General features: G+C 38.7%; 21 protein-coding genes and 1 pseudogene. 12 read left to right on the top strand and 10 right to left on the bottom strand.

The features are described 5' to 3' along the window. Positions 1–167: 167 nt before the first annotated feature. On the bottom strand, positions 168–821 hold the full coding sequence (gene nfsB / locus DK857_RS11970) for an oxygen-insensitive NAD(P)H nitroreductase (protein ID WP_109393512.1): 654 nt from the start codon (positions 819–821) through the stop codon (positions 168–170). A 99-nt stretch (positions 822–920) separates the two neighbouring features. Here nfsB and DK857_RS11965 point away from each other — a divergent pair, with 99 nt between their 5' ends. After that, on the top strand, positions 921–1,289 hold the full coding sequence (locus DK857_RS11965; protein ID WP_075672530.1) for a winged helix-turn-helix transcriptional regulator: 369 nt from the start codon (positions 921–923) through the stop codon (positions 1,287–1,289). Between the two features lie 29 nt (positions 1,290–1,318). Further along, positions 1,319–1,414, top strand: a pseudogene (locus tag DK857_RS19355) (fimbrial protein); the annotation flags it as partial. Positions 1,415–1,507: 93 nt separating this feature from the next. Here the strand turns inward: DK857_RS19355 and gndA are convergent. After that, positions 1,508–2,914, bottom strand: a complete 1,407-nt coding sequence (gene gndA, locus DK857_RS11955; RefSeq protein WP_109393511.1) for an NADP-dependent phosphogluconate dehydrogenase — start codon at positions 2,912–2,914, stop codon at positions 1,508–1,510. 244 nt (positions 2,915–3,158) lie between these two features. On the opposite strand from gndA, the gene DK857_RS11950 reads away from it, so the two are divergent. Next, on the top strand, positions 3,159–4,739 hold the full coding sequence (locus DK857_RS11950; RefSeq protein WP_109393510.1) for a TerC family protein: 1,581 nt from the start codon (positions 3,159–3,161) through the stop codon (positions 4,737–4,739). A 76-nt stretch (positions 4,740–4,815) separates the two neighbouring features. Beyond that, positions 4,816–5,115 carry a hypothetical protein gene (locus DK857_RS11945; protein ID WP_109402270.1) on the top strand — a complete coding sequence of 100 codons (300 nt, stop codon included), beginning with the start codon at positions 4,816–4,818 and terminating at the stop codon, positions 5,113–5,115. A 111-nt stretch (positions 5,116–5,226) separates the two neighbouring features. Here DK857_RS11945 and dcuC read toward each other — a convergent pair whose 3' ends face one another. From dcuC to apbC, 5 genes are all read right to left on the bottom strand, one after another. Next, the gene (gene dcuC / locus DK857_RS11940; RefSeq protein ID WP_069367549.1) at positions 5,227–6,588 is read right to left on the bottom strand and encodes an anaerobic C4-dicarboxylate transporter DcuC; all 1,362 of its coding nucleotides are present in this window, start codon (positions 6,586–6,588) and stop codon (positions 5,227–5,229) included. A gap of 275 nt (positions 6,589–6,863) precedes the next feature. Then, positions 6,864–8,798: an outer membrane assembly protein AsmA gene (gene asmA, locus DK857_RS11935; protein ID WP_109402269.1), complete on the bottom strand. Its 1,935-nt coding sequence runs from the start codon at positions 8,796–8,798 to the stop codon at positions 6,864–6,866. A gap of 47 nt (positions 8,799–8,845) precedes the next feature. After that, positions 8,846–9,427: a dCTP deaminase gene (gene dcd / locus DK857_RS11930; RefSeq protein WP_075672535.1), complete on the bottom strand. Its 582-nt coding sequence runs from the start codon at positions 9,425–9,427 to the stop codon at positions 8,846–8,848. A 67-nt stretch (positions 9,428–9,494) separates the two neighbouring features. After that, entirely contained in the window at positions 9,495–10,136 is a 642-nt protein-coding gene (gene udk / locus DK857_RS11925) for a uridine kinase (protein ID WP_109393506.1), read from the bottom strand. Between the two features lie 220 nt (positions 10,137–10,356). Next, positions 10,357–11,469, bottom strand: coding sequence for an iron-sulfur cluster carrier protein ApbC (gene apbC, locus DK857_RS11920; RefSeq protein WP_075672537.1), 1,113 nt, complete (start codon positions 11,467–11,469; stop codon positions 10,357–10,359). Positions 11,470–11,673: 204 nt separating this feature from the next. Here apbC and metG point away from each other — a divergent pair, with 204 nt between their 5' ends. The 6 genes from metG to sanA all read left to right on the top strand — a co-directional run bounded on the left by metG (position 11,674) and on the right by sanA (position 19,216). Further along, positions 11,674–13,701, top strand: a complete 2,028-nt coding sequence (gene metG, locus DK857_RS11915; protein ID WP_075672538.1) for a methionine--tRNA ligase — start codon at positions 11,674–11,676, stop codon at positions 13,699–13,701. Between the two features lie 134 nt (positions 13,702–13,835). After that, complete coding sequence (locus DK857_RS11910) at positions 13,836–14,309, top strand: CidA/LrgA family protein (RefSeq protein WP_075672539.1); 474 nt, start codon at positions 13,836–13,838, stop codon at positions 14,307–14,309. Then, on the top strand, positions 14,303–15,004 hold the full coding sequence (locus DK857_RS11905; RefSeq protein WP_171455281.1) for a CidB/LrgB family autolysis modulator: 702 nt from the start codon (positions 14,303–14,305) through the stop codon (positions 15,002–15,004). Before DK857_RS11910 ends, DK857_RS11905 begins: the two co-directional genes overlap by 7 nt. Positions 15,005–15,547: 543 nt before the next feature. Beyond that, positions 15,548–16,432, top strand: a complete 885-nt coding sequence (gene cdd / locus DK857_RS11900) for a cytidine deaminase (protein ID WP_075672540.1) — start codon at positions 15,548–15,550, stop codon at positions 16,430–16,432. A gap of 213 nt (positions 16,433–16,645) precedes the next feature. Further along, positions 16,646–18,343 (top strand): NAD-dependent malic enzyme, encoded by a 1,698-nt coding sequence (locus DK857_RS11895; RefSeq protein WP_088493349.1) that lies wholly within the window; start codon positions 16,646–16,648, stop codon positions 18,341–18,343. Between the two features lie 141 nt (positions 18,344–18,484). After that, complete coding sequence (gene sanA / locus DK857_RS11890; protein ID WP_109393505.1) at positions 18,485–19,216, top strand: outer membrane permeability protein SanA; 732 nt, start codon at positions 18,485–18,487, stop codon at positions 19,214–19,216. On the opposite strand, the gene yeiB is transcribed toward sanA, so the two are convergent. From yeiB to DK857_RS11875, 3 genes are all read right to left on the bottom strand, one after another. After that, positions 19,213–20,364 carry a DUF418 domain-containing protein YeiB gene (yeiB, locus tag DK857_RS11885; protein WP_109402268.1) on the bottom strand — a complete coding sequence of 384 codons (1,152 nt, stop codon included), beginning with the start codon at positions 20,362–20,364 and terminating at the stop codon, positions 19,213–19,215. The two genes, sanA and yeiB, sit on opposite strands and share 4 nt — an antisense overlap. 14 nt (positions 20,365–20,378) lie before the next feature. Then, positions 20,379–21,038, bottom strand: a complete 660-nt coding sequence (gene folE, locus DK857_RS11880) for a GTP cyclohydrolase I FolE (protein WP_023581251.1) — start codon at positions 21,036–21,038, stop codon at positions 20,379–20,381. 143 nt (positions 21,039–21,181) lie between these two features. After that, entirely contained in the window at positions 21,182–22,357 is a 1,176-nt protein-coding gene (locus DK857_RS11875) for a YbfB/YjiJ family MFS transporter (protein WP_109402267.1), read from the bottom strand. A 209-nt stretch (positions 22,358–22,566) separates the two neighbouring features. On the opposite strand from DK857_RS11875, the gene moeA reads away from it, so the two are divergent. Together moeA and moeB are read left to right on the top strand one after the other, a co-directional pair. Beyond that, entirely contained in the window at positions 22,567–23,808 is a 1,242-nt protein-coding gene (gene moeA / locus DK857_RS11870) for a molybdopterin molybdotransferase MoeA (protein ID WP_109402266.1), read from the top strand. A gap of 5 nt (positions 23,809–23,813) precedes the next feature. Continuing rightward, the gene (moeB, locus tag DK857_RS11865; protein WP_109402265.1) at positions 23,814–24,581 is read left to right on the top strand and encodes a molybdopterin-synthase adenylyltransferase MoeB; all 768 of its coding nucleotides are present in this window, start codon (positions 23,814–23,816) and stop codon (positions 24,579–24,581) included. The last annotated feature ends 103 nt before the right edge of the window (positions 24,582–24,684 follow it).

Raw genomic sequence — 24,684 nt, 5'->3', positions numbered from 1 at the left:
GAACATCTATATCGTAACGGAAAGGTGTTTTTCTTGGTATAACCCTTGAACGCCACCTGCAAAGCAGGTGGTTTTATGTTTAAGACGCTAGCGCGACTTAAACTGGCTAAAGCCATAATGAAAAAACCTCACTTAATAAAGTGAGGTTTAAATCAAAAACTTAAAACCTAAATATCTGTGATAATTTCACTTTGTGGCAATCTTGATTTTGGCAAATTGTAGTTGAAATCATCTTCTTCTCTATAACCTAATGCAACTATTGTCACAGCATGAAGACCTTTATTATTTAAAGAAAATGTTGAATCTATTTTTGATAAATCAAAGCCTTCCATTGGAAGAGCATCTATTCCTAACATTGCGGCACCTAGTAATAGTGATCCCATATTTAAATAAACCTGTTTCTCTATCCAATGAGATAAATCACCAAGTTGTTTTTCATGTAGATTAACAAAAAATGATCTTGCGAGATTATTTTGCTCTTTAAATTCGGCTTCTGGATATCGTCCTGCTTGATCTTCTAATTCAAGCAAATGAGAGAGATATTCTTCAGATAACGTATTTCTTGCACACATAACCACAACATGTGAAGCACTTAATATTTTCTCTTTATTGAACTCATACCCCCCTTCTGTTGAGCCAGCAATTTTCTGCTTAGCATCATCAGTTTTCGCGATGATAAAATGCCATGGTTGAGTGTTCACACTTGATGGGCTTAGTTGTAATAATGCTTTAATTTGTTCTAATTCTTGCTCAGGGATCACTTTGTTTTTATCAAAATGTTTTGTCGCATAACGTGTTTTCAATATCTTTAATAAATTCATTTATTACACCTATTCCAAAGTAAGACACTTGTATCGGGTACATTTTAATTATAATTTACTATCTGGCAAGTACGTACAATTTATGTATATAGGATACAAATGGATACTGTAAAAAAGAATAGATATAACGACTACACCTATGATGGATGCCCTGTTGAAGCGTCTTTAGAGCTAATGGGAGGTAAAGGAAAAGGTATGATCCTTTACCATTTACAGGGAAAAATACTGCGATTTAATGAACTAAAAAGAAAACTTATTTCAATAACACCTCGAATGCTGACTAAACAGTTACGTGAACTTGAATCTGATGGGCTTATTGAGCGCAAAGTGTATGCTGAGATTCCGCCCAAAGTTGAATATAAACTCAGTGAAGATGGAGAATCACTCTCTCACGTTTTAGCGGCACTACAAAGCTGGGGAGAAGAAAGAGCAATACCTCTATTAGAAAGATCTGCCAATAGAAAATGATATGTGAAGATTGAGGTCGACACTTTTTAGCTACCTTACCTTATACCATTCAATATTATGCAACAAGCACAACAACTGCTGGTAAAGTTAATAGTAGTGTTGTTTATACCCTGCAATATAAATAATTGGATATTTATTTTCATTAAATAAAAAAGGTACTCAATTTGAGCACCTTTTCTTTGTTATATTTTAATTATATAACCTAATATTAAATATATTTATTCCATCCACTCAGTATGGAATACGCCATCTTTATCAGTACGTTTATAAGTATGCGCACCAAAATAGTCACGTTGAGCTTGGATTAAGTTTGCTGGTAACACTTCTGCACGATAGCTATCGTAGTAAGAAATAGCTGCAGAGAATGTTGGAGTAGGAATACCTGCTTGTACACCATAACAAACAACATCACGTAAAGCTTGTTGGTAATCATCAGCGATTTGTTTGAAGTATGGTGCTAACAGTAGATTTGCAATGCTTGCATCTTCGTTATAAGCATCTGTAATTTTTTGCAGGAATTGAGCACGAATGATACAACCCGCACGGAAAATCTTCGCGATTTCACCGTAGTTTAAATCCCAGTTATATTCGTCTGATGCTGCTTTCAGTTGTTGGAAACCTTGAGCATAAGAAACGATTTTACCTAAATACAGTGCACGACGAACATTTTCAATAAAGGCTTTTTTATCACCAGAAAATGCTTTAGGTGTTGGCCCTGATAATACTTTAGATGCCGCAACACGTTGATCTTTTAATGAAGAGATATAACGCGCAAAGACAGATTCAGTGATAAGTGTAACTGGCACACCTAAATCTAAAGAACTTTGGCTTGTCCATTTACCTGTACCTTTGTTTGCTGCTTCATCAAGAATAACATCAACAAGGTATTTACCCTCTTCATCTTTTTTACGGAAGATATCAGCAGTGATTTCAATCAGGTAGCTACTTAATTCACCTTTATTCCACTCGGTAAAGGTTTCTGCTAATTCTTCATTAGTTAGACCTAAAGAGTGTTTTAATACTGAATACGCTTCTGCAATCAGTTGCATATCGCCATATTCGATACCGTTGTGAACCATTTTCACATAGTGACCCGCGCCATCAGCACCGATATAAGTCACACAAGGTTCGCCTTCAGCAACCGCCGCAATTTTTTCAAGGATTGGAGCTACTAATTCATAAGCTTCTTTTTGTCCACCAGGCATAATTGAAGGGCCTTTTAATGCGCCTTCTTCACCACCAGAAACACCTGTACCAATGAAGTTAAAACCTTGTGCTGATAATTCACGATTACGACGAATGGTATCTTTAAAGAAAGTATTTCCGCCATCAATAAGGATATCGCCTTTATCTAAATGCGGTGTCAATGCAGCAATTGTTTTATCCGTTGCTTCACCCGCTTTTACCATTAATAAAATACGGCGCGGTTTTTCTAACGAATCAACAAACTCTTCAATAGAATAATTCGGAACCAGTTTTTTACCTGGATTTTCAGCGATAACTTCGTTGGTTTTATCGCTTGAGCGGTTGTAAATGGATACAGAATAACCACGGCTTTCAATATTTAGCGCAAGGTTACGTCCCATAACTGCCATACCAACCACGCCGATTTGCTGTTTTGACATGAAAATAACTCCCGTCTGAAAATAAACCTGCCAGTATCACTGTACTGACAATGTGTTAACCTGATCACATAGTAACGCACTCTCATCATTGGTGGTAGTTATTGATGCAATCGATATCGCACTCTTTCACGTAAAATGAAATTATTGCCTTTATATTAATAATAAATTATTGAAAAATTCCTGCAAATTGCTCATTATTCCCTTGTCGGCATATGCCGTCTTTATAGAAGGTAAAACAAACTGTATGGAATGGATCTTGGATCCGACGATTTGGGTAGGACTCTCCACCCTAATTGTTCTCGAAATCGTACTTGGTATTGATAACCTTGTTTTTATTGCTATTCTGGCAGATAAACTTCCAGCAAAACTAAGAGATAAAGCGCGTATAACCGGGCTATTATGTGCCTTAATTATGCGTGTCGTGTTGTTATTTAGTCTCTCTTGGCTTATCACTCTGACAAAACCTCTTGTTACACTGTTTGATCATCCTTTCAGTGCAAGAGACTTAATTATGCTTCTCGGAGGGATATTCTTGTTGTTCAAGGCCACCATGGAGCTTAATGAACGGCTAGAAGGTAAAGACCATAATGAGGGAAAACAACGTAAAACAACTAGCTTTTGGTCTGTTGTTGCCCAAATTATCGTGCTGGATGCAGTATTCTCGCTTGACTCAGTAATAACTGCTGTGGGTATGGTTGATCATTTAGGCGTTATGATTGCAGCTGTTACTATCGCAATGCTCTTGATGATCCTGGCAAGTAAACCTTTAACAAACTTCGTCAATAACCACCCAACCATTGTTATTTTGTGTTTAAGTTTCTTACTGATGATTGGTTTTGCATTAGTTGCCGAAGGCTTTGGTTACGCCATTCCAAAAGGTTACTTATATGCAGCGATTGGCTTCTCTATCATGATAGAAGTCTTTAATCAGTTAGCACAATTTAACCGTCGTCGTTTCTTATCAGCTTCTCGTTCTTTACGTGAACGAACAGCAGAAGCGGTGTTACGTATTATTAATGGTAAGCCTGAATCATCCGAATTAGATCATCACACATCTGATTTAGTCTCTGATGCTGAAGAGGTGTTTGATCCCCAAGAACGTCAAATGATTGTGCGTGTGCTTGGTTTAAGTCAACGTAATGTGAACAGTATAATGACTTCTCGTCATGATGTTGAATATGTAGACTTAAATTCAACACAAGATGATATCCGCCAATTATTGGAAAAGGATCCTCACTCTCGCCTAGTGATTACGGATGAACAACACAGTGATGAACCTGTTGGGGTTGTTAATGTGATCCAACTGTTAAACCAACAGTTACGTAATGAACCACTAGACTTACGTTTACTGGTCACACAACCGCTGATTTTCCCTGAAGGTTTATCCTTGCTGCAAGCGTTAGAGCAATTCCGAAGTGCGCATACTCACTTTGCTTTTGTCGTAGATGAATTTGGTTCAGTAGAAGGGATCGTGACACTAACTGACGTTATGGAGACCATCGCGGGTAACTTACCAGTCAGTTCTGAAGAAAACGATTCACGTCACGACTTGGTTCAAAATGAAGATGGTTCATGGACAGTTAACGGCTTTACACCACTTGAAGACTTAGTGCTTTATATTCCAATCAAATTGGATGAAAAACGTGAGTATGAAACCTTAGCCGGCTTATTAATGGAACATTTACAACGTGTTCCAACTGTTGGTGAAAAGATCCTTATTGATGGCATTGAATTTGAGCCGTTAGAAGTGAACAACCATCGAATTAATAAAGTTCGAATTGTAGAACCAACACCTGAAGACGAAGAAAACGTTGACGAAGCATAATCCCTGTCAAATAGCAAAATATCCGCCTTTAAGGCGGATATTTTTTATCTGGAGATAGTGTCTACTGGAAAATAATATGCATACCAATGTCTGGATTAAAATCGTCTGGTTAACCTCTGCTGAAGGGGGAAGACAATCACCACCGCCTTTAGCTGGTTTTTATTATCCAACGACTCAACTGCCTTATGAACCAAATAGCTGGAGTCTTAACATTAAACTCACTCACACAAAACAAAAGTCTGAGCATTGGATAAGTGAGGGCACTATGCAGTTTTTAGTTGAATATGCCCCTCATCATTTATTAAAAGAATTAGAAAAATTTGAAATATATGAAGGTCCTAAAAAAGTCGCAAATGCCTTTATTCAGTTTAAATAATTATTTTTATACGGCTTTTCTTAAGCCAATAAAAAACGGGCTTTGTTCAATTACAAAGCCCGCCAATAAAATTTAAAACAATAAATTTAGATTAATTTCATAAGTTAATAATTAACCCAATGTACTTGGTACAAGAATTTCAGTAGCAACAATAACAATAACCAGCCCTACTAAAACAGGGACAGAAACACGTTTCATCACTTCAAACGGTGAAATTTTTGCCATACCTGATACCGCAACGACAACACCAGAAACCGGTGATAATGTACGGCCTAAGTTTGAAGCTTGTAACATTGGAATCGTTAAATAAGCTGGGTTAACACCCATGTTGCTTGCTAGACGAGGAATTAATTCAACAAATGCATAGAATGGTGCGTTACCAGAGCCTGTGGTCATTGCTGCTAGCATGGTAATTAATACCAATGCAATCATCATCACAATCGCACCTGAACCTAATGACTGAGCACCTTCAATTAATGCATTAATAAAGCCAACTGTTGTTAAACCTTGAGCAAATACCCCTGCTGCGACTAATAACATAACAACTTGAGCAAATGCATCTGCCATACCGCGGTAAGCAACTTCTAAACCTTCAAAAACTTGTTTTGCACTGAAGCTACGAATAAATTCGATAATAGCTGCTAAAATCATACAGATGATAATAATAGCAACGATATGAAGCTCTGGTAACCATTTACCATCAAAAACGAGAACACCAATGATTGGTGTAAAAGGTAAAATTGCATAGAAACTTGGTGCGTGAGTTTTGATTTCATTCACGTCTAACATTTCTGTTTCGATATGCTCTTTACGGTCAAGATAACGCTGCCAGAAGAAATGAGCGATACACATACCAATAATTGCAGCAATAGAGATAGGTAATGTGGTTTTAAATGCGAAATCAATCAGCGGCATTTGAGACGCTTCAGCGGCTAAAATAACATCACCTGATGTTGGCGCTAAAATAATAGAGGCAGGAGACGCACAAATTGCAGCAGCTGCACCGCGACTAATTCCCATATTCACCATAACAGGGAATAGAGTTGCCATTAACAACACCCCTAAACCTGTTGCTGATGAAACAGCCAGTGACATCAAACATGCAACAATGTAAGCCGCAACCATCAGAAGATATGGTGAGTTAATCATTTTTAGTGGGCGTGATGCTAATTTAACAACAACATCATTAGCACCGATGTGTGTCATATAAGAAGCAAAACCACAAAGTATCATGATCATCATGCCTAAATCGCCACCACGGCTCATTAGTAGATTTTTCACATACTCAACAATATCGATTAAGCCGTAGCCTGTTGCAGTTGCACTTGCAGGTAAAACAGCCCTTCCCATAATAACGCTGATGATCAGTAATAACAGACCACCCGTCATTAAAACACCAGTTGGTGAATAGCCTTTTACAATATAACGTCCAACACCTACAGCAACGAAGGCGCCGATAAGAATTTCAATCATTTATTTATCCTGTCTAAAGTAGTCATTTATCAAATGAAGTTTTTTATTTTTATCATCATTTTTGCGTTTAGTGCGATTGACACACTCTGCCCAAAGGCAACGTTGCAGTGTATGACATATATCAAAAAAAACGACTATTTTTTTACATATACATAGCACGAATGCTTACTTTTCATTCAAAATATAAATTAAATGATAGATATAAAGCAAAAAGCACACAATTATCAAAATAGTGTGCTTTTATTAGGAGTGTGATGAAGTTAAAAGTCGTGAAATTAAATTTTCTTCAATAACTGATTAAGTGCTTTTACTTCTGGGCTTTCAGCATCTTGCTTATTTAGCCAATTATCGATGGCTTGTTTCGCTTTTTGCTGTAATTGATCGCGCAATAATTTTTCGACATTGAGCTCATATTGCACCTCATTCCAATCCCCATAAAGCCTTAATGGAATATCAACTTTAGCCAGTTGGCGAATAAATTCATTTTCTTTACCCCACCCTTTTTTAATATTAACCAATAGTGTTACATCAAGATCATGACGTTGAAGGTTAACTTTACCCTGCCCTTTAATTTGATAAGCATCAGCTTGAGCATCAAGAGAATTAACCGTCAATTGTCCTTTTGGGGTTAATTTAAATTGGGCAATCACATTATCTGCTTGTGTGTAACTCTCGATATCTTCAGGATAAATTACTTTATCTGTCGCTTGAGCGACTGATTGCTGAATAACCTGCGGAACATTTAATCCTTGCATTTTAAATTGGCTAACAGATGTATTGAGCGTACCTTGCCAATAATTATAAAAGGCTTTTCGGTTATATCCCGCACCTTCTAAATTCCCTTTTGCCGAAATTAATCCACTGAAATTTTCAGGTTGATTAAACACACGCAATAGCGGTTGTAATGGAATATTGTTCATTGTGACATCCATGCTGATATGTGCTGGCACAATGCTTGTAGAGATAACTGTTGGAAGTGAGAAGTCACCTTGAAGGACATGTCCTGTTAAGGTTTGAATATTCAGCGACTTAGGATTATTTAAAGCATCAAGTTTAAAATTATTAATCTCTAAATCTTTATAAAGAAGCTTATTCAGTGCTAATTTCAGCGTAAACTCAATATCGCCCCAATGCGTTAAATCATATTCTTTATTTTCAATAGTAACTGAAGTAATAACCGGCTTTGCCATAATTGTGGCATTTGGTGCTGGCGCTGCATGTGCAATATTAAATAATGAAAACGATGATGGCGTCTGATTATCTTTAGGGGACAATAATGCGGTTTCCGTTGTTTTAGTCGCAGCTAACTCTGGTAACAACGTATTTAAATTTAATTGTTCACCTTTTAAATCAACTTGATAACGTGTTTTACCTGCAAATTCCGCACTGATATTACCTTGCAGTTGGCTGTCATTAGCAGTGAGATTTAAGTTATCAAGTGAAATTTTTCTCACACCTTCATTTTGGATCGTAAAATCTGAAGTTAAACTTCCTGTTATGCCATTTTCAGGGATCCCTATTCCTGATAAAGCATAATCTAACTGTGTGATATTACCTGCAATTTGGTAAGGATAACTGTTCATATCCGCATTAGCGGCAACATTTAGGGTGATCTCACGACGGTCACGATTCACTTTCGTGCTCATCTCAAGACTAACTTGTTTTTTCTCGTCTGTTTTCAACGATAAATTAATATCGCGTAAATTAAGCTGTTCACCGTCTTTCATTTGCCAAATAATTAAGCTGTCTGAAATTTTTACTTTGGCGATATTCAATTGCCAATTATTGGCTCTAGGTTCGATTACTGGGTGAGAAATATCTCGAGGAGTAGAAGGCGGTGATATTTTAGGAATAGCTTTGCTTTCCGGTGTTTGGCGAACAACGGCACCTTTAAGCATGACTTCTTTTACTTCAAGTTGATGAGAAAGTAGCGGTAATAACTCAACATCAAGACGCATATTATCGGCTGTAACTAAAGGCATTTCAGCACCAGGTGCTGTCAATGACATTTTACCACTAATAATGCTTAACTTTGGCCATACATGCCAACGCATATCATCTTGTAATGTGAGTTTATAACCGCTTTGTTTTTCGACCCTTTCAACAAGGTATCCGCGGAAATCATTGGGGTTAATGAGTAAAACTAACGCTGTTAAGCCTGCCAAAATAACCACAAGCAAAATAGCCAGTGTTGTCAGAAACCTTTTCATACAATTACCCGCTTAGTGAAATATGATAATAATGATTATAAAGATAGTTAATCTTCACTAATCCGACTACCAACTGCACCTTGTTGATTTTTATATTTTGCATCTTGACGACGATTATAAGGTCTATCAGCAGAACCAGACATAGGCTCAAAGCTTAATGCACCAATAACCATACCCGGTCTTAATGCGAGAGGGAGTTTACCTGAATTGAAAAACTCTAATACGATTTGTCCATGCCAGCCTGGATCAATACGATGAGCGGTAACATGCACCATTAAACCTAAACGAGCTAATGATGAGCGTCCATCTAACCACCCCACCACATTATCAGGTAATGTGACTGATTCAAGTGTCACAGCTAACGCTAATTCACCAGGATGTAAGAAGAATGCCTCACCTTCAGGTAAAACAATTTCATCACTCATCACACGCTCTAGCGCTGCATTTACTTCTGCCTTAGGACCACTTAAATCAATATAAGCTGCAGTATGACCTTGGAAAACACGAAATTGATTTCCTAAGCAAACATCTGCTGTTGCGCCGTTAATTCGCTCGATGGGCGGGCGGGGTTCAATGACTAATTTACCTTCATCCAGCCACTGAATAATATCACGGTCGCATAATCGCATTTTATTTCCTTCTTCAAATTAAACAGGCAGTTTCATCATGCATGAAAGCTGCCCACAAATGAATCTATTATTCGCAGAACTGACCAATTTTTGCTTTCAGAATATCAATCGCAACACGGTTTTTACCCCCTCTAGGGACAATAATATCGGCATATTGTTTAGAAGGTTCAATAAACTGGAAGAACATAGGACGAACGGTTTTATTATATTGTTCAATGACTGAGTCTAAGCTACGTCCACGTTCATTCACATCACGTTTAATTCTACGCATTAAGCAAATATCTAATGGCGTATCAACAAAGATAGAGAAATCCATCTCTTCACGTAGGCGTTTATCTGTTAATAACAAGATGCCTTCAATGATAATAACTTTTTTGGGTTGAAAAGAAATGGATTCTGCTTTGCGAGTGTGAGCAACGTAGTCATATTGAGGGAGTTCGATGTTTTTTCCTGCTTTGAGTTCACACAAATGCTGATATAAAAGTGCGTGATCCATCGAATTTGGGTGGTCATAATTGACCTTATATCGTTCTTCCATCGTTAAATCACTTTGGTCACGATAATAACAATCTTCTGGTATCACACCGATATTATGATCACCTACTTGTGCTCTTAATTCGCGGTAAAGTGTACTTGCAATAAGACTCTTACCCGAAGCAGAAGCTCCAGCGATACCTACAATTGTGCACTGATGTGCTGTGTCAGCCATAATCAAAAACCTGGTTTGAAATAAAAAGAGGGATAACGTAATAATATGTAAATATTACGCTAGCGCAGATTATAGTTTTGAAATCACTCTGGTTCCAGCGTAAAACCAGAAATCTATTTGTTTTTTATCAAAAACAGTCGGAAATCACATGTAAAAAATGGAAAGCCAAATGACTCTCCATTTAAATCAGCAAATAATTCAATGTATTATTGAACAGCAATTACACTGCGCGGAAAGAAATTTCCGTTGGGATTGCATCTCCATCCCAATACATTTGAGCAGAAACTGTTGATGCGATTTCGCGATAAATATCAGCAAACTCGCCTTCAGGATCACGCATCACTGTTGGTTGTCCGCGGTCTAAGTCTTCACGTAAAGAGATATGAAGAGGAACTTGACCTAATAATTCGCAATGATACTTCTCAGCCAATTTCGCCGCACCACCAGTACCAAAGATAGGTTCAAGGTGACCACAGTTGCTACAAATATGTGCGCTCATGTTTTCAATAATACCTAATACAGGCACATTGACTTTCTTAAACATGACAATCCCTTTCATCGCATCCACCAGCGCAATATCTTGTGGTGTTGTTACTACAACAGCAGCAGTTACTGGGATATTTTGAGATAAGGTTAATTGAATATCACCTGTTCCCGGTGGCATATCGATAACCAGATAATCCAAGTCAGGCCACAGCGTATCTTGGAGCATTTGCATTAATGCTTTACTCGCCATAGGACCACGCCATACCATCGCATTATCATCAGTGACTAAATAACCGATAGAGTTAGACGCTAAACCATAAGCCATAATCGGCGCCATATGTTGTCCATCAGGAGACGTTGGACGCTCCATTGTGGTACCCAACATATTAGGAATAGACGGGCCGTAAATATCAGCATCAAGAATACCTACTTTAGCGCCTTCTTGTGCAAGTGCTAATGCAAGGTTCACTGCTGTACTTGATTTACCTACGCCACCTTTACCAGAGCTCACTGCAAGAATATTACGAACACCATTAACACCAGGCAGATCATTTGCGCGACGTAAGGTTGAAATATTGTGCTTGAGTTTCCATTCAATGGCTTTTGCGCCAGTGATGTTGCGAAGTTCAGCTGTTTTTTCTTCGATTAGGACTTGGAAAGGTTTTTTCCAAACAAACGGCATCACTAATTCGATATGAAGAACATCGTCAATCATCGCACATTGATGTAGTGCTTTTAGAGAAAGCAGATTACGTTTCAATGTCGGGTGTTCAAAAGTAGACAAGACACCTGAAACTTTTTCGTTCAGAATCTCAGGGGTGGTCTGCTCGGGGGATTTATCACTCATCCCGGCTCCTCTCGTTTTCATTATTTATTAAATATATGAGTGTATCTATCATATCAGATAGTAGATGACTACGATAATGCCTTACCTCAATTTGCCAACTGAAATTTCTCTTGCAAAAACTCGATTATTGCCCTAGCGACATCATGATGGATCGGTTACCATCAAAGTCCCTTTTATTAATTTTATGGAAGTAAGATCCTTACTATGTCTCACGTCGCGAATAAATTATTGGTAACCTGCGCGTTACCTTATGCTAACGGTTCAATTCATCTCGGTCATATCCTTGAGCACATTCAGGCAGATATCTGGGTCCGTTATCAACGAATGCGCGGCAAAGAAGTTCATTTCATCTGCGCTGACGATGCCCACGGCACCCCAATTATGCTGAAAGCTCAACAATTGGGCATAACTCCAGAAGCCATGATTGAAGAAATGAGCAAAGAGCATCAGCAGGATTTTGCAGGCTTCAATATCAGTTATGACAATTATCACTCTACACACAGTGAAGAGAGTCGCCAATTATCGACTAAAATTTATCTTGCACTGAAAAAGAATGGTCACATCAAAAGCAAAACAATTTCTCAGCTTTATGATGAAGAAAAAGGCATGTTCTTGCCTGACCGTTTTGTAAAAGGCACTTGCCCTAAATGTAAAGCGCAAGACCAATATGGTGATAACTGTGAAGTTTGTGGCTCAACTTACAGCCCAACAGAATTAATTAATCCACGCTCTGTCGTATCAGGTTCAACGCCTGTAATGCGCGAAACAGAACACTATTTCTTCGACTTACCTGCATTTAGCAACATGTTACAAGCGTGGATACGCTCTGGTGCACTGCAAGAACAAGTTGCGAATAAGATGCAAGAATGGTTCGACAGTGGTTTACAACAGTGGGATATCACTCGTGACGCGCCTTATTTCGGTTTCGAAATTCCAGATGCACCGGGTAAATATTTCTATGTATGGCTAGATGCACCGATTGGCTACATGAGTTCATTCTTAAACTTATGTGAAAAACGTGGTGATTTAAGTTTTGATGAATTTTGGAATAAAGACAGCAAAGCTGACCTTTATCACTTTATTGGTAAAGATATCGTCTATTTCCACAGCTTATTCTGGCCTGCAATGTTAGAAGGTAGCGAATATCGCAAACCAACAAACTTGTTTGTTCATGGTTATGTCACAGTAAATGGTGCGAAGATGTCAAAATCTCGTGGCACCTTTATTACTGCTCGCGCTTATCTTGATCATTTTGATGCGGATTGCCTACGTTATTACTATGCTGCAAAACTTTCATCACGCATTGACGATATTGACCTAAACTTAGAAGACTTTGTTCAACGTGTAAACAGTGACATCGTTAATAAAGTGGTGAACCTTGCATCGCGTACAGCAGGTTTTATCAGCAAGCGTTTTGATGGCAAATTAGCTGATTCTTTAGATGATGCTAAACTTTATCAACACTTTGTTGATATGAAAGAAACTATCGCACAATCATTTGAAAATCGTGAGTTTGGTAAAGCCATTCGTGAAATTATGGCATTAGCTGACGAAGCTAACCGTTATATCGATGAAAAAGCCCCTTGGGTAGTGGCAAAACAAGAAGGTCAAGATACTCAGTTACAAGCAATCTGTACTATGGGAATTAACTTATTCCGTGTATTGATGACGTATCTGAAACCTGTATTACCTTCACTGACAGAACGTTCAGAAGCCTTTTTACAAACCCAATTAACATGGGATGCACTTGATCAACCACTGTTAGGCCAAGAAATCACTAAATTCAAAGCGTTGTTTAACCGTATTGAAATGGATAAAGCTAACGCAATGGTTGAAGCATCAAAAAGTACCATTGCTCCAGTAAAAGAAGTAACGGGGCCATTGGCTGATGCACCTATTCAAGAAACCATCAAATTTGATGATTTTGCGAAAATCGATATGCGTATCGCTGAAATTAAACAAGCAGACTTTGTTGAAGGCTCAGACAAACTACTGAAATTAATTTTGGACTTAGGTGGCGAAACTCGCCAAGTATTCTCAGGTATTCGTACTGCATACCCAGATCCTAAAGTGTTAGAAGGTCGCTTAACGGTAATGGTAGCAAACTTAGCACCTCGTAAAATGCGTTTTGGTATTTCAGAAGGCATGGTAATGGCAGCAGGCCCTGGCGATAAAGATATTTTCTTACTCAGTCCAGATTCTGGTGCAAAACCGGGTCAACAAGTGAAATAACAACCAAGATTCATTTGCCAAATAAATATATGGCGGGGTTCTATTAGAGCCCCGCTCTTTTTTTATTGTGATCCATAGCACACTTTCAAAATCGGTGTATGATAATTCTGTTAGTTGATTTGGGACACTTACTTATGAAATCTAAACGGGCACGATTGCAGATTACACTTTGGCATTATCTACGATCTTTTTTGGTACTTTATCTTTGTCTTTTTGCTGGTAATCTTATTTCAGCTCTTCTACCCTTCGCGGTTCCAGGTAGTATTATTGGGTTACTGATCCTTTTTGGTTTACTTGCTTTCCAGCTTATTCCTTTGCGTTGGGTTAAACCTGGCGCCAATATCCTGCTGAAAAATATGTCATTGCTCTTTATCCCTATCGGGGTAGCCGTAATGAATTATTATGATTTACTTAGCCAGCAACTTTTCCCTATCGTTTTAGCCTGTATAGTCAGTACGTTTGGGGTTATGGCACTGGTTGCTTACTGTTCACATTATGTTCATCGTGAGCGTATTATCGTAGGTTCAAAACCAGATCTAGTTGAAGATATTATTGAAACAAAAGAAAAAGATGATGATAAAGCATTAAGTGAGAAGAAAAAATGTTAGTGTTAACGAATATATGGTGGTCACTTCCTTTAACCATAATTATCTTTTATTTATCACGTAAACTTGCTGCTCGTTATAAATTACCTATATTGAACCCTTTACTTATTGGTATTGCGGTTATTATTCCTATCTTATTAATTACACATACTCCTTACGAACACTATTTTGCAGGTAGCCGTATTTTAAATGATTTATTACAACCTGCCGTTGTTGCTTTAGCTATTCCGCTTTATCAGCAATTACACCAAATTCGCGCACAATGGAAATCACTAATAAGTATTTGCTTTATTGGTAGTGTTGCAGCCATGGTCAGTGGTACTGCGATTGCCTTATGGGCAGGAGCAACTCCCGAAATTGCCGCATCAGTCTTACCTAAATCAGTCACAACACCTATCGCAATGGCAGTTGCAGACTCCATAGGTGGTATTCCTGCAATCAGTGCTGCATGTGTTATTGCAGTAGGTATTTTAGGTGCCATTTTTGGTCACACTCTATTCAAGATCTTGCGAATTCCAACTCACGCCTCTCGGGGATTAGCGATGGGAACCGTTTCGCATGCAGTAGGAACAGCAAGAGCGGCAGAAGTGGATTATATCGAAGGTGCTTATAGTTCATTGGCATTAATGACATGCGGGATTATTACCTCTTTACTTGCTCCGTTTATCTTCCCTATTATTTTGCATCTTTATAGTTAACCTCATTTCCAGTGGTAAAACAAAAACCTTCGCCTAATTAAGACGAAGGTTTTTTTATGCCTATTCAGAAATTAATAAAGATACTTCGGTTAGTTCACCTTTTCTAAGTTTCAATGCCATATTAATCATTGATGTAAAATGTGCATTTTTCACTATTTCAGTATCAACTAAGACTTTAGAAGCAAACCAACTTGCAATCTCACTCCAATCATAAGGGGGGTTCCTGTAACCCGCAAATAAAGTGTTGGAGATTTTCCATTAATTCATTCGCTATTTACAAGAAATAAACGTTTATTTTATAAGTACGGCATTAATAGATTTGGATTAGCGAGTTATCACAGAAGTGTTCAATTAAAATTCCATTCCCTTTGGAGATTTTTCATCTCACTATTTTTGAGAAAAATGCTATAAATTTGAGATACATCTCTCAATTAATGAATTTATTGCAATTGTTTCATTGAAAATATGATTTTCATCACATATAAGAATGAGTAAAGATGCCTAGAATCTTATAATACAGAAAGATTAATGGGAGACTCATGTATGCATACTCGTTTTCAGGCAGTTTGGTCAGATTTATCCCCTCAGTTACAACAAGCACTTGCTCCTTATCTTGAGCAGGATGAATTCCCTGCAATGTTTACAGCAGAGCAGGTCAATGCCATAAAAACACAGTTACAATGTAATGATGATGCCTTAGCCCTCGCACTTTTACCAGTCGCGGCTGCTTGTGCAGTGACACCGATATCTCATTTTAATGTTGGTGCTATTGCTCGTGGTGAAAGTGGTAATCTCTACTTTGGTGCCAACATGGAATTTGCAGGTGCCCCACTACAACAAACTGTTCACGCAGAACAAAGTGCTGTGACTCATGCGTGGTTACAAGGTGAATCTCGCTTGATCTCCGTTACCGTTAACTATACACCTTGTGGTCACTGTCGCCAGTTTATGAACGAATTGAACAGTGGCACCCATATTCAAATTCAGTTACCGGGAAGAAAAATGGCAACATTAGGTGATTATTTACCTGATAGCTTTGGCCCGAAAGATCTCAATATCACCTCTTTATTAATGGACAAAGTTAATCACGGTTACAAAATTGATAACCCTAGTGAATTAGCACAGCAAGCGCTACAAGCCACGAATCGTAGCCATGCTCCTTATAGTGAGTCGCACAGTGGTATTGCTGTTCAAATGAAAAATGGCAAAATATTCCAAGGTAGTTACGCAGAAAATGCCGCATTCAACCCAAGTTTACCGCCACTACAAGCCGCATTAATTTTGTTAAATATGGCGGGTGAGAGTGTTATGGATATTGAATCTGCTGTCTTAATCGAAAAAACAGAGACAGTTTTAACGCAATGGGATGCAACACAAGCAACATTAACTGCTTTAGGTTGTCGCCAAATGCAACGTATCACTTTGTAAAAAGTTTTAACTTATTCCTCTAAAAATCTCTCCTAAAAAAGCATCAGCATGTAAATTTTGCTGATGCTTACCAGAAAAAGTTGTAACAACCGTATCTATCTCTCATTTCTAAGCATAAAAATCATAAAAAAATAACATAAGCTGTACATATTTTTATTATTTTGTAGGATCTACAATTGTCATGTGACTAACTGCCTTACAAGAGTATTTTTCATGGAACTGGAACACGAAAGTAAACGCCCTCTCTACATCCCGTATGCAGGTCCAATCCTGCTTGAATTTCCCCTGTTAAATAAAGGTAGTGCTTTCAGCGAAGAAGAACGCAGCACCTTTAACTTACATGGTTTACTGCCTGAAGCAGTTGAAACCATCGAAGAGCAGGTTGAACGCGCTTATCGCCAATATCTTGATTTCAAAAACGATAACGATAAACATATTTACCTACGAAATATCCAAGATACCAATGAAACCCTGTTTTACCGTCTATTGGAATCTCACCTAACTGAAATGATGCCTATCATTTACACACCAACTGTAGGTGAAGCTTGTGAACATTTCTCTGATATTTATCGTCGTGCTCGTGGTTTATTTATCTCTTACCCTAACCGTGCCAATATCGACGATATGCTACAAAACGCCACGAAACAGAACGTAAAAGTCATTGTTGTAACAGATGGCGAACGCATTCTTGGTCTAGGTGACCAAGGTATCGGTGGTATGGGTATTCCTATCGGTAAACTCTCTTTATATACCGCGTGTGGTGGTATTAGCCCAGCGTACACACTGCCTGTTGTACTTGATGTTGGTACTAATAACCCACAACGTCTAAACGATCCTCTGTATATGGGATGGCGTCATCCTCGCATTACAGGTGATGAATATAACGAGTTTGTTGATGAGTTTATTCAAGCTGTTAAACGTCGCTGGCCAAATGTTTTACTGCAATTCGAAGATTTCGCACAAAAAAATGCGATGCCTTTATTAAACCGTTATCGTGATGAGCTATGTTGCTTTAACGATGATATTCAAGGTACAGCGTCTGTTACTTTAGGTAGCTTAATTGCAGCAAGTCGTGCTGCTGGCCGCCAATTAAAAGACCAAACTGTCACTTTCTTAGGCGCAGGCTCTGCAGGTTGTGGTATTGCTGAGCAAATCATTGCCCAAATGAAATCTGAAGGTTTAAGTGATGAGCAAGCGCGTGAACGTATCTTTATGGTTGACCGTTTTGGCTTATTAACAGACAAACTACCAAATCTACTTGATTTCCAAAGTAAACTTATCCAAAAAAGCGAAACTATTGCTGATTGGGAAACCGAAAGCGATGCAATTTCACTGTTAGAAGTGGTTAAGAATGCAAAACCGACTATTTTGATTGGTGTTTCAGGACAAGCAGGTTTATTCACTGAAGAAATTATTCGTGAAATGCACAAACACTGTGAACGCCCTATCGTAATGCCATTATCTAACCCAACTTCTCGTGTAGAAGCACGTCCTGAAGATATTATCAACTGGACTGATGGACAAGCTTTAGTCGCAACGGGTAGCCCATTTGCACCAGTTAAATACAAAGATAAAGAGTATCCAATTGCACAATGCAACAACTCTTATATTTTCCCAGGTATTGGACTAGGTGTTATCGCATGTGGTGCAAAACGTGTTACTGATGCCATGTTAATGGTTGCAAGCCGTGCATTAGCAGATTGCTCACCAATGGCAAAAGATGGTGATGGTTCTCTGTTACCTTTACTGGCTGATATTCAGCAAGTTTCGCGTTATATTGCAAAACAAGTTGCAAAAGAAGCTCAAGTACAAGGTGTTGCTACCGTAACTTCTGATTCAGCATTAGAAGAAGCTATTGAACGTAACTATTGGTCACCAGAGTACCGTATTTACAAAAGAACCTCGTTCTAAGTAGCTTGAAACACTAAGTACCATTCTGAAAAGCGCGTCATTACTTAATATGAAGCGCTTTTTTCTTGCTTCCCTATCTCCGCTCAAGTAGCCTTAAGTATTATGAAAGTCATTCATTATTTGCGTCATTAAGGCAAGGAAATGCTAAAACGCCTCATTTATCTCTTTCTCACACTTTTTATTCTGCTTGCAGTCACCTTGATTGCCTGCGATCGCTGGATCGGGTGGAAAACCAATCCTTATATCTTTGAAGATGTGGATACGTTGCCCGCTAAAAAAGTGGGCATGGTATTAGGTACATCTAAGTACTATACCAGTGGTTATATAAATCAGTTTTATCAATACCGCATCCAAGGCGCTGTTAATGCTTATAATAGTGGCAAAATTCAGTATTTATTACTCAGCGGTGATAATGCCAAGCACAGCTATAATGAACCGAATACGATGCGTAAAGATCTCATTAAAGCAGGTATTCCGGCCTCTCGTATTGTGATGGATTTTGCTGGCTTCAGAACACTTGATTCAGTAGTACGAACAAAAGAGGTATTTGGTACAGATGGATTTACTATTATCACTCAGCGTTTTCACTGTGAACGAGCCGTTTTTATCGCATTAGAAAAAGGAATTGACGCACAATGCTTTGCGGTTGCATCCCCTAAAAGCATGTTTAAAGTACGTGTACGCGAAGTATTTGCCAGAGCAGGCGCAATGATTGATGTGTATATTCTAAACCGTGAGCCACGCTTTTTAGGGCCACCAGAAACTATTCCTGCAATACAATCTATTCCAGAAGGTATTAAAGGTTATCCTGCGGTTTCACCAGAGGAAGTTGAATCACTTCCTCTGAACGAAAATAATCATGAAAAAACCTAAAAGAATTGTGCTAATTTTGAGGCTGATTTACGCCAGATCCACTCTATAGGCCCTTGTGGGAAATAACGTAACCAAATCACAGCAAAAGTAATATTGATTGCCCAAATGGCCGCAACAAAAGGCATCAATTCCGGTAGAGTAAATTGATTAAATAGCCCCATACGCTGAAATAAATAAATCCCGATAAGGCTTTGCATTAAATAGGTTGTTAACGCCATTTTGCCGACACAACGTAAAGCATAGGCAAAATAAGAATGTTGAATAATATCCCAACTCCAATAAAACAGCGCAATATACCCCAAACTTTGCATCACTTGGATCAGCATGGTTAAAGGTTGTGCCAAAATAGCTGCCCAGCGGTAATCCCAATCAAGGTAATAATCCACCAGCACAATAGCTGTTTGTAAGCTTAAACTGATTGTGAGGAAATAAAGTGCCACATGACCATAATGAGCGCGACTAAATTTCTGCTGTAACCAACCCGACGCCATTAATGCAGAGCCCATCAACATCGCACCAAACAAAAACCAACTGTATTGACGTACTAGATTAAAAACAAAAAGACTTAGCTCATTCAAACGATAATAAACACTATTTAAATAAGGCCCTGTTTTCCAATCTGATTCAGCCAATTGAGAATATGACGTGCTGTACCAAACGGTATCAATAAAATCACGATAATAGTAAAACAACGCACCTAAAATAAGTGCGCCACAAAAATAGAGTATTATTCCCAATATAAACTGGTGTTTTGTCGCTATTGATTTAATAAACGCAAAAACAAATAAACCACATATACTATATGGTAATAAAATATCACCTTCCCAAATAAATAGTGTGTGAATAAGGCCAATCAAGGCCAGCACAACTAACCGCGATATATTAAAACGCGCTCCTTTATGCAAAAGGAGATAAAGCGTACCACCAAATAGCAAGGCAAAAATAAAGAGGAATTTTCCTTGAGCAAACAGATTTAATGCCATCCATGTTATACGATCACCAAAAGAGGCTTCTCCCGAATGTAATGGGTTAAATGAAGCCACTCTTAATAATGCAAAACCTGAAATATTGAGCAATAAAATGCCAAGGATCGCCATTCCTCTCAACGCATCGAGAGCTTCGATACGTTGATGGGACGATTTATTCATTTTTATTTAAAATCTCAAAGATGACGAACAGCGCGCAAAAACTCCTGACGCGTATTTTGACTCGATTTAAATAACCCACCTAACGAGGTAGTTGTTGTTGCACTAGTTGCATCACGAATACCACGAGCCTTAACACAGTAGTGAACCGCATCAATAGAAACAGCCACATTTTTTGTGCCTAGTAACGTTTGTAATGCGATAAGAATTTGCTGTGTTAAGCGTTCTTGAACTTGAGGGCGTTGAGCAAAGAATTGCACAATACGATTGATTTTAGATAACCCAATCACTTTATCTTTCGGGATATAAGCCACAATCGCTTTACCATCAATGGTAACAAAGTGATGTTCGCAAGTACTTGTTAATGTGATATCTCGTACTGTCACCATTTCATCAACTTGCATTTTATTTTCAATTAGCGTGATTTTTGGGAAGTTGTGGTAATCCAGCCCTGAGAAAATTTCATCAACATACATTTTAGCGATACGACGAGGTGTTTCAGCTAAACTATCGTCGCTCAAATCCAGATTTAACAGCTTCATCACTTCTGTCATATGATGTTCAATTTGCTGTTTACTCTCACTTGGAGAGAGTTTGGGTTCACGAAGAGGCGTTTCCAAACCGCGTTCAACTAACGCAGCATGCACCCATTGCGCCTCTTTACTTAATGATGACATTGGACTCTCCGATAAACACATTAATTAAGTAGCTGTTATCACACTTAGCAACAACAGCCTACACTTTAGATGACCTCAATCACATTATCCAGCGATACCGCATTTTTCGTTATGAAATTATTGCATTTTTGTATGAACTATTTTTAGCTTGCGGATGCTCTTTTTTCTTTTAAACACACCAGAAAACCACCGATTATCAACACAATAAAAGCAACATAAAGTGCAGGTTCTAATTTTCCTGTTAATGCGGTTGAAAGTGAAGAAATTACGGGGCCAACTAATTGTCCGATGGCATAAAAAGTGGTGAGTAAACCCGCCATATAACGCCCATGATCAGGCGCTAGTTCTCTGCCTCGTAAAAAAGCAAGTTGTACAGCGCACATAAGACCGCCACCAATTAAGAAAGCGCCAATTGCAAGCCCTGTTATCGTCGGGATCCACTCTGCAATCAAAATACCTAATGCTTGTAACCAAAGCGTAATAGCTAAGCGTAACTGCGTATTTAGTATGTTACGCGTTAAAATGGCGATCCCGATACACAATGCAGCTGAAGCACCAAAAACAGGCCAAACAAATTGTGCAATCAAGCTACCCGGAAAACGCTCGGCTGCCATTTGAGAAAGAAATGTAGCAGGTAAAATATAGCCAAATCCGGCAAAGGTATAACCCCAAATCAGCTTTTTCATCGCTGGAGTGAGCGTTAAAGGGGCAACTTTTACTTCTTCTCTACTCATTTTCCAAGGTTTCGGAAGATGGTAGCTCACATATATGGCACAAATAAAAGCAAGAGAACCATAAATTAACCACCCTGCCATCGCACTCATTTGCCATTTCATAATTAGCACGGCGAGAATACCGCTAATAAATATACCTGCACCCGTTCCTGCATAAACAGCCACACTTAATGCAGGCCGATTAAGACGAGCCAGTAACTCATTAGCCCATGAAGCCACCAGCACTAACGTCCAACCACTTGCCCAGCCAATAAAAAAGCGCGCAATACTATGTGTAAAAGCATCATTTAAAAAAGCAGACAACAGAGTGATTATCACCGCGCCCCAAAGACCTGCCCACAAACGATATCCCACACCTTTAACGGCTTTCATCGCATCATAAGAGCCCGCGAGATAACCAAGATAATTAAATGCAGCGACAATACCCGCACTTGTTAGCGTCAATTGATATTCTGCAATCATCAATGGCACTTGAGGTGTAAATGTAAAGCGCCCTATCCCCATTGCAACCACTAAAGCAAGAAACCCACTAAAAGCGATATGAAAAGCTTGTGCTGAATGACTTTGGTGATTTGAAGTATTCATGGATATCCATTATTTTGTTTTATCATTTTAATGTGCCGCCCATTAATAACAGAACAAGCAACACATTAACCCCAGACAGTTAACATTTTTGCAATAAGAAGTTTCATTTCTTTCTATTCACAAGATGATCTCTGACATGATGATGTTCATCGTGATAGATTAGTATCATGAAATAAAACAGAACATTTCGATAGATCTTGGAGTATATGATGAGTCAATGTCACGTTAGCGGTTTATTATCTCTTGATGAAGCGCTAGAAAAACTACTTGAAAAACCGCTGGCAATTACCAATACCCTTAACATTCCATTAAATAACGCCGCAGATTATATTCTAAGTGAAGATATTACATCTCCACTGAATGTTCCGCCTTTTGATAATTCGGCAATGGATGGTTATGGACTTCGTTACACTGACTTAGAAGCTCAAACTCCACTTCCTGTTGCTGGTAAATCGTTCGCAGGTATTCCTTTTGAGGGAGAACTCCCTGCTGGGCAATGTGTACGCATTATGACAGGGGCAATGGTTCCTGCGGGTGTTGATACTGTCATAATGCAAGAAGAAGCTGAAGTGACTGAAAATGGTGTTCGTTTTCCACACCCTGCTAAAAAAGGCCAGAATATTCGCCGTATTGGTGAAGATATTAAAGAAAATGACATTGTATTACCGGCTGGCACTAAGCTTTCAACAGCGCAATTACCTTTAATCGCCTCTTTAGGTGTAGCAACAGTACAAGTTTATCGTCGTTTAAAAGTGGCTGTTTTCTCAACGGGTGATGAATTACAAACCATTGGCCAGCCATTAAAAGCGGGTCAAATTTATGATACTAACCGCTTTGCGGTACGTTTAATGCTTGAAAAATTAGGATGTGAAGTCTTAGATTTAGGGGTTATCCCTGATTCACCGGAAAAACTGCGTGAAACCTTTAAAAAGGCTGATCAAGAAGCAGATTTGGTGATCAGCAGTGGTGGTGTTTCTGTGGGTGAAGCCGATTACACCAAACAAATTCTTGATGAAATTGGTGAAATTGGTTTTTGGAAACTTGCCATTAAACCGGGAAAACCTTTTGCCTTTGGTCGATTACATAATGCATGGTTCTGCGGCTTACCGGGTAACCCAGTGTCAGCGACCGTGACATTCTATCAATTGGTTCAGCCTTTAATTGCACGTCTATCAGGCTTTAGCCATTGGAAAGCTCCGCAACGTTTCCAAGCCATTGCACAATCACCATTGAAAAAATCAGCAGGTCGCCTTGATTTTCAGCGTGGTATTGCAAGTATTAATACAGAAGGTGTATGGCAAGTAGATACCTCTGGTCATCAAGGCTCACACGTTTATAGCTCCTTTAGTGTCGCTAATTGCTTTATCGTTTTAGAGCGTGAACGCGGTAAAGTTGCAGCTGGTGAAACTGTTACTATTGAGCTATTTAATTCTCTATTAAAAAGTGAATAGCCTTTATGAGTATTGAATTAACCGATGAAGAAACGCTACGCTACAATCGCCAAATTGTATTAAGGGGTTTTGATTTTGACGGACAAGAGGCGCTGAAAAGTGCCTCAGTATTGATTGTTGGTGCAGGTGGCTTAGGGTGTAGTGCCTCACAATATCTTACAGCTGCAGGTGTAGGAAAACTCACATTATTAGATTTTGATACGGTTTCCCTTTCTAATCTTCAGCGCCAAATTCTTCATCGAGACGCCACGATTGGTCAACCTAAAGTGCTATCTGCAAAAGCGACATTAGAAGCAATTAATCCTCATGTCACGATAGAAACCGTCGATGCATTACTTGAAGATGAGGCTTTAGCAGAGCTTATTAGCCAACATAATATTGTTATGGATTGTACTGATAATGTGACAGTACGCGAGCAACTTAATCGTCTCTGCTTTCATCAGAAAAAGCCCCTTGTTTCTGGTGCAGCCATTCGAATGGAAGGCCAAATCAGTGTATTCACCTACCAAGATGACGAGCCTTGCTACCGCTGTTTAAGCCATCTTTTTGGTGATAATGCGTTAAGTTGTGTTGAAGCTGGTATAATGGCGCCTGTTGTGGGTACAATTGGCACATTACAAGCAATTGAAGCCATTAAATTACTCACCGGTTATGGTGAAAACCTACATGGTAAGGTATTGATGTTTGATGCCATGCGTATGCAATTTCGTGAATTCAGATTACCTAAAAATCCGCATTGTGAAGTGTGTTCTGCCAAATCACCAGATAACTAACCACTTTCTATCTTAAATAAGGTAAGTCTAACTTCTTTAAACTTACCTTATCACCTTTTAAAGAGAGAGGTATTAATCTGTTTTTTAAGCATTTTAATTGCCC

The sequence above is a fragment of the Proteus terrae genome (genome assembly GCF_003144325.1).
In the GTDB taxonomy this organism is placed as follows: domain Bacteria; phylum Pseudomonadota; class Gammaproteobacteria; order Enterobacterales; family Enterobacteriaceae; genus Proteus; species Proteus terrae.
Note: the sequence above shows the minus strand (reverse complement) of the source record. Positions and strands in the feature narration are given on the sequence as shown.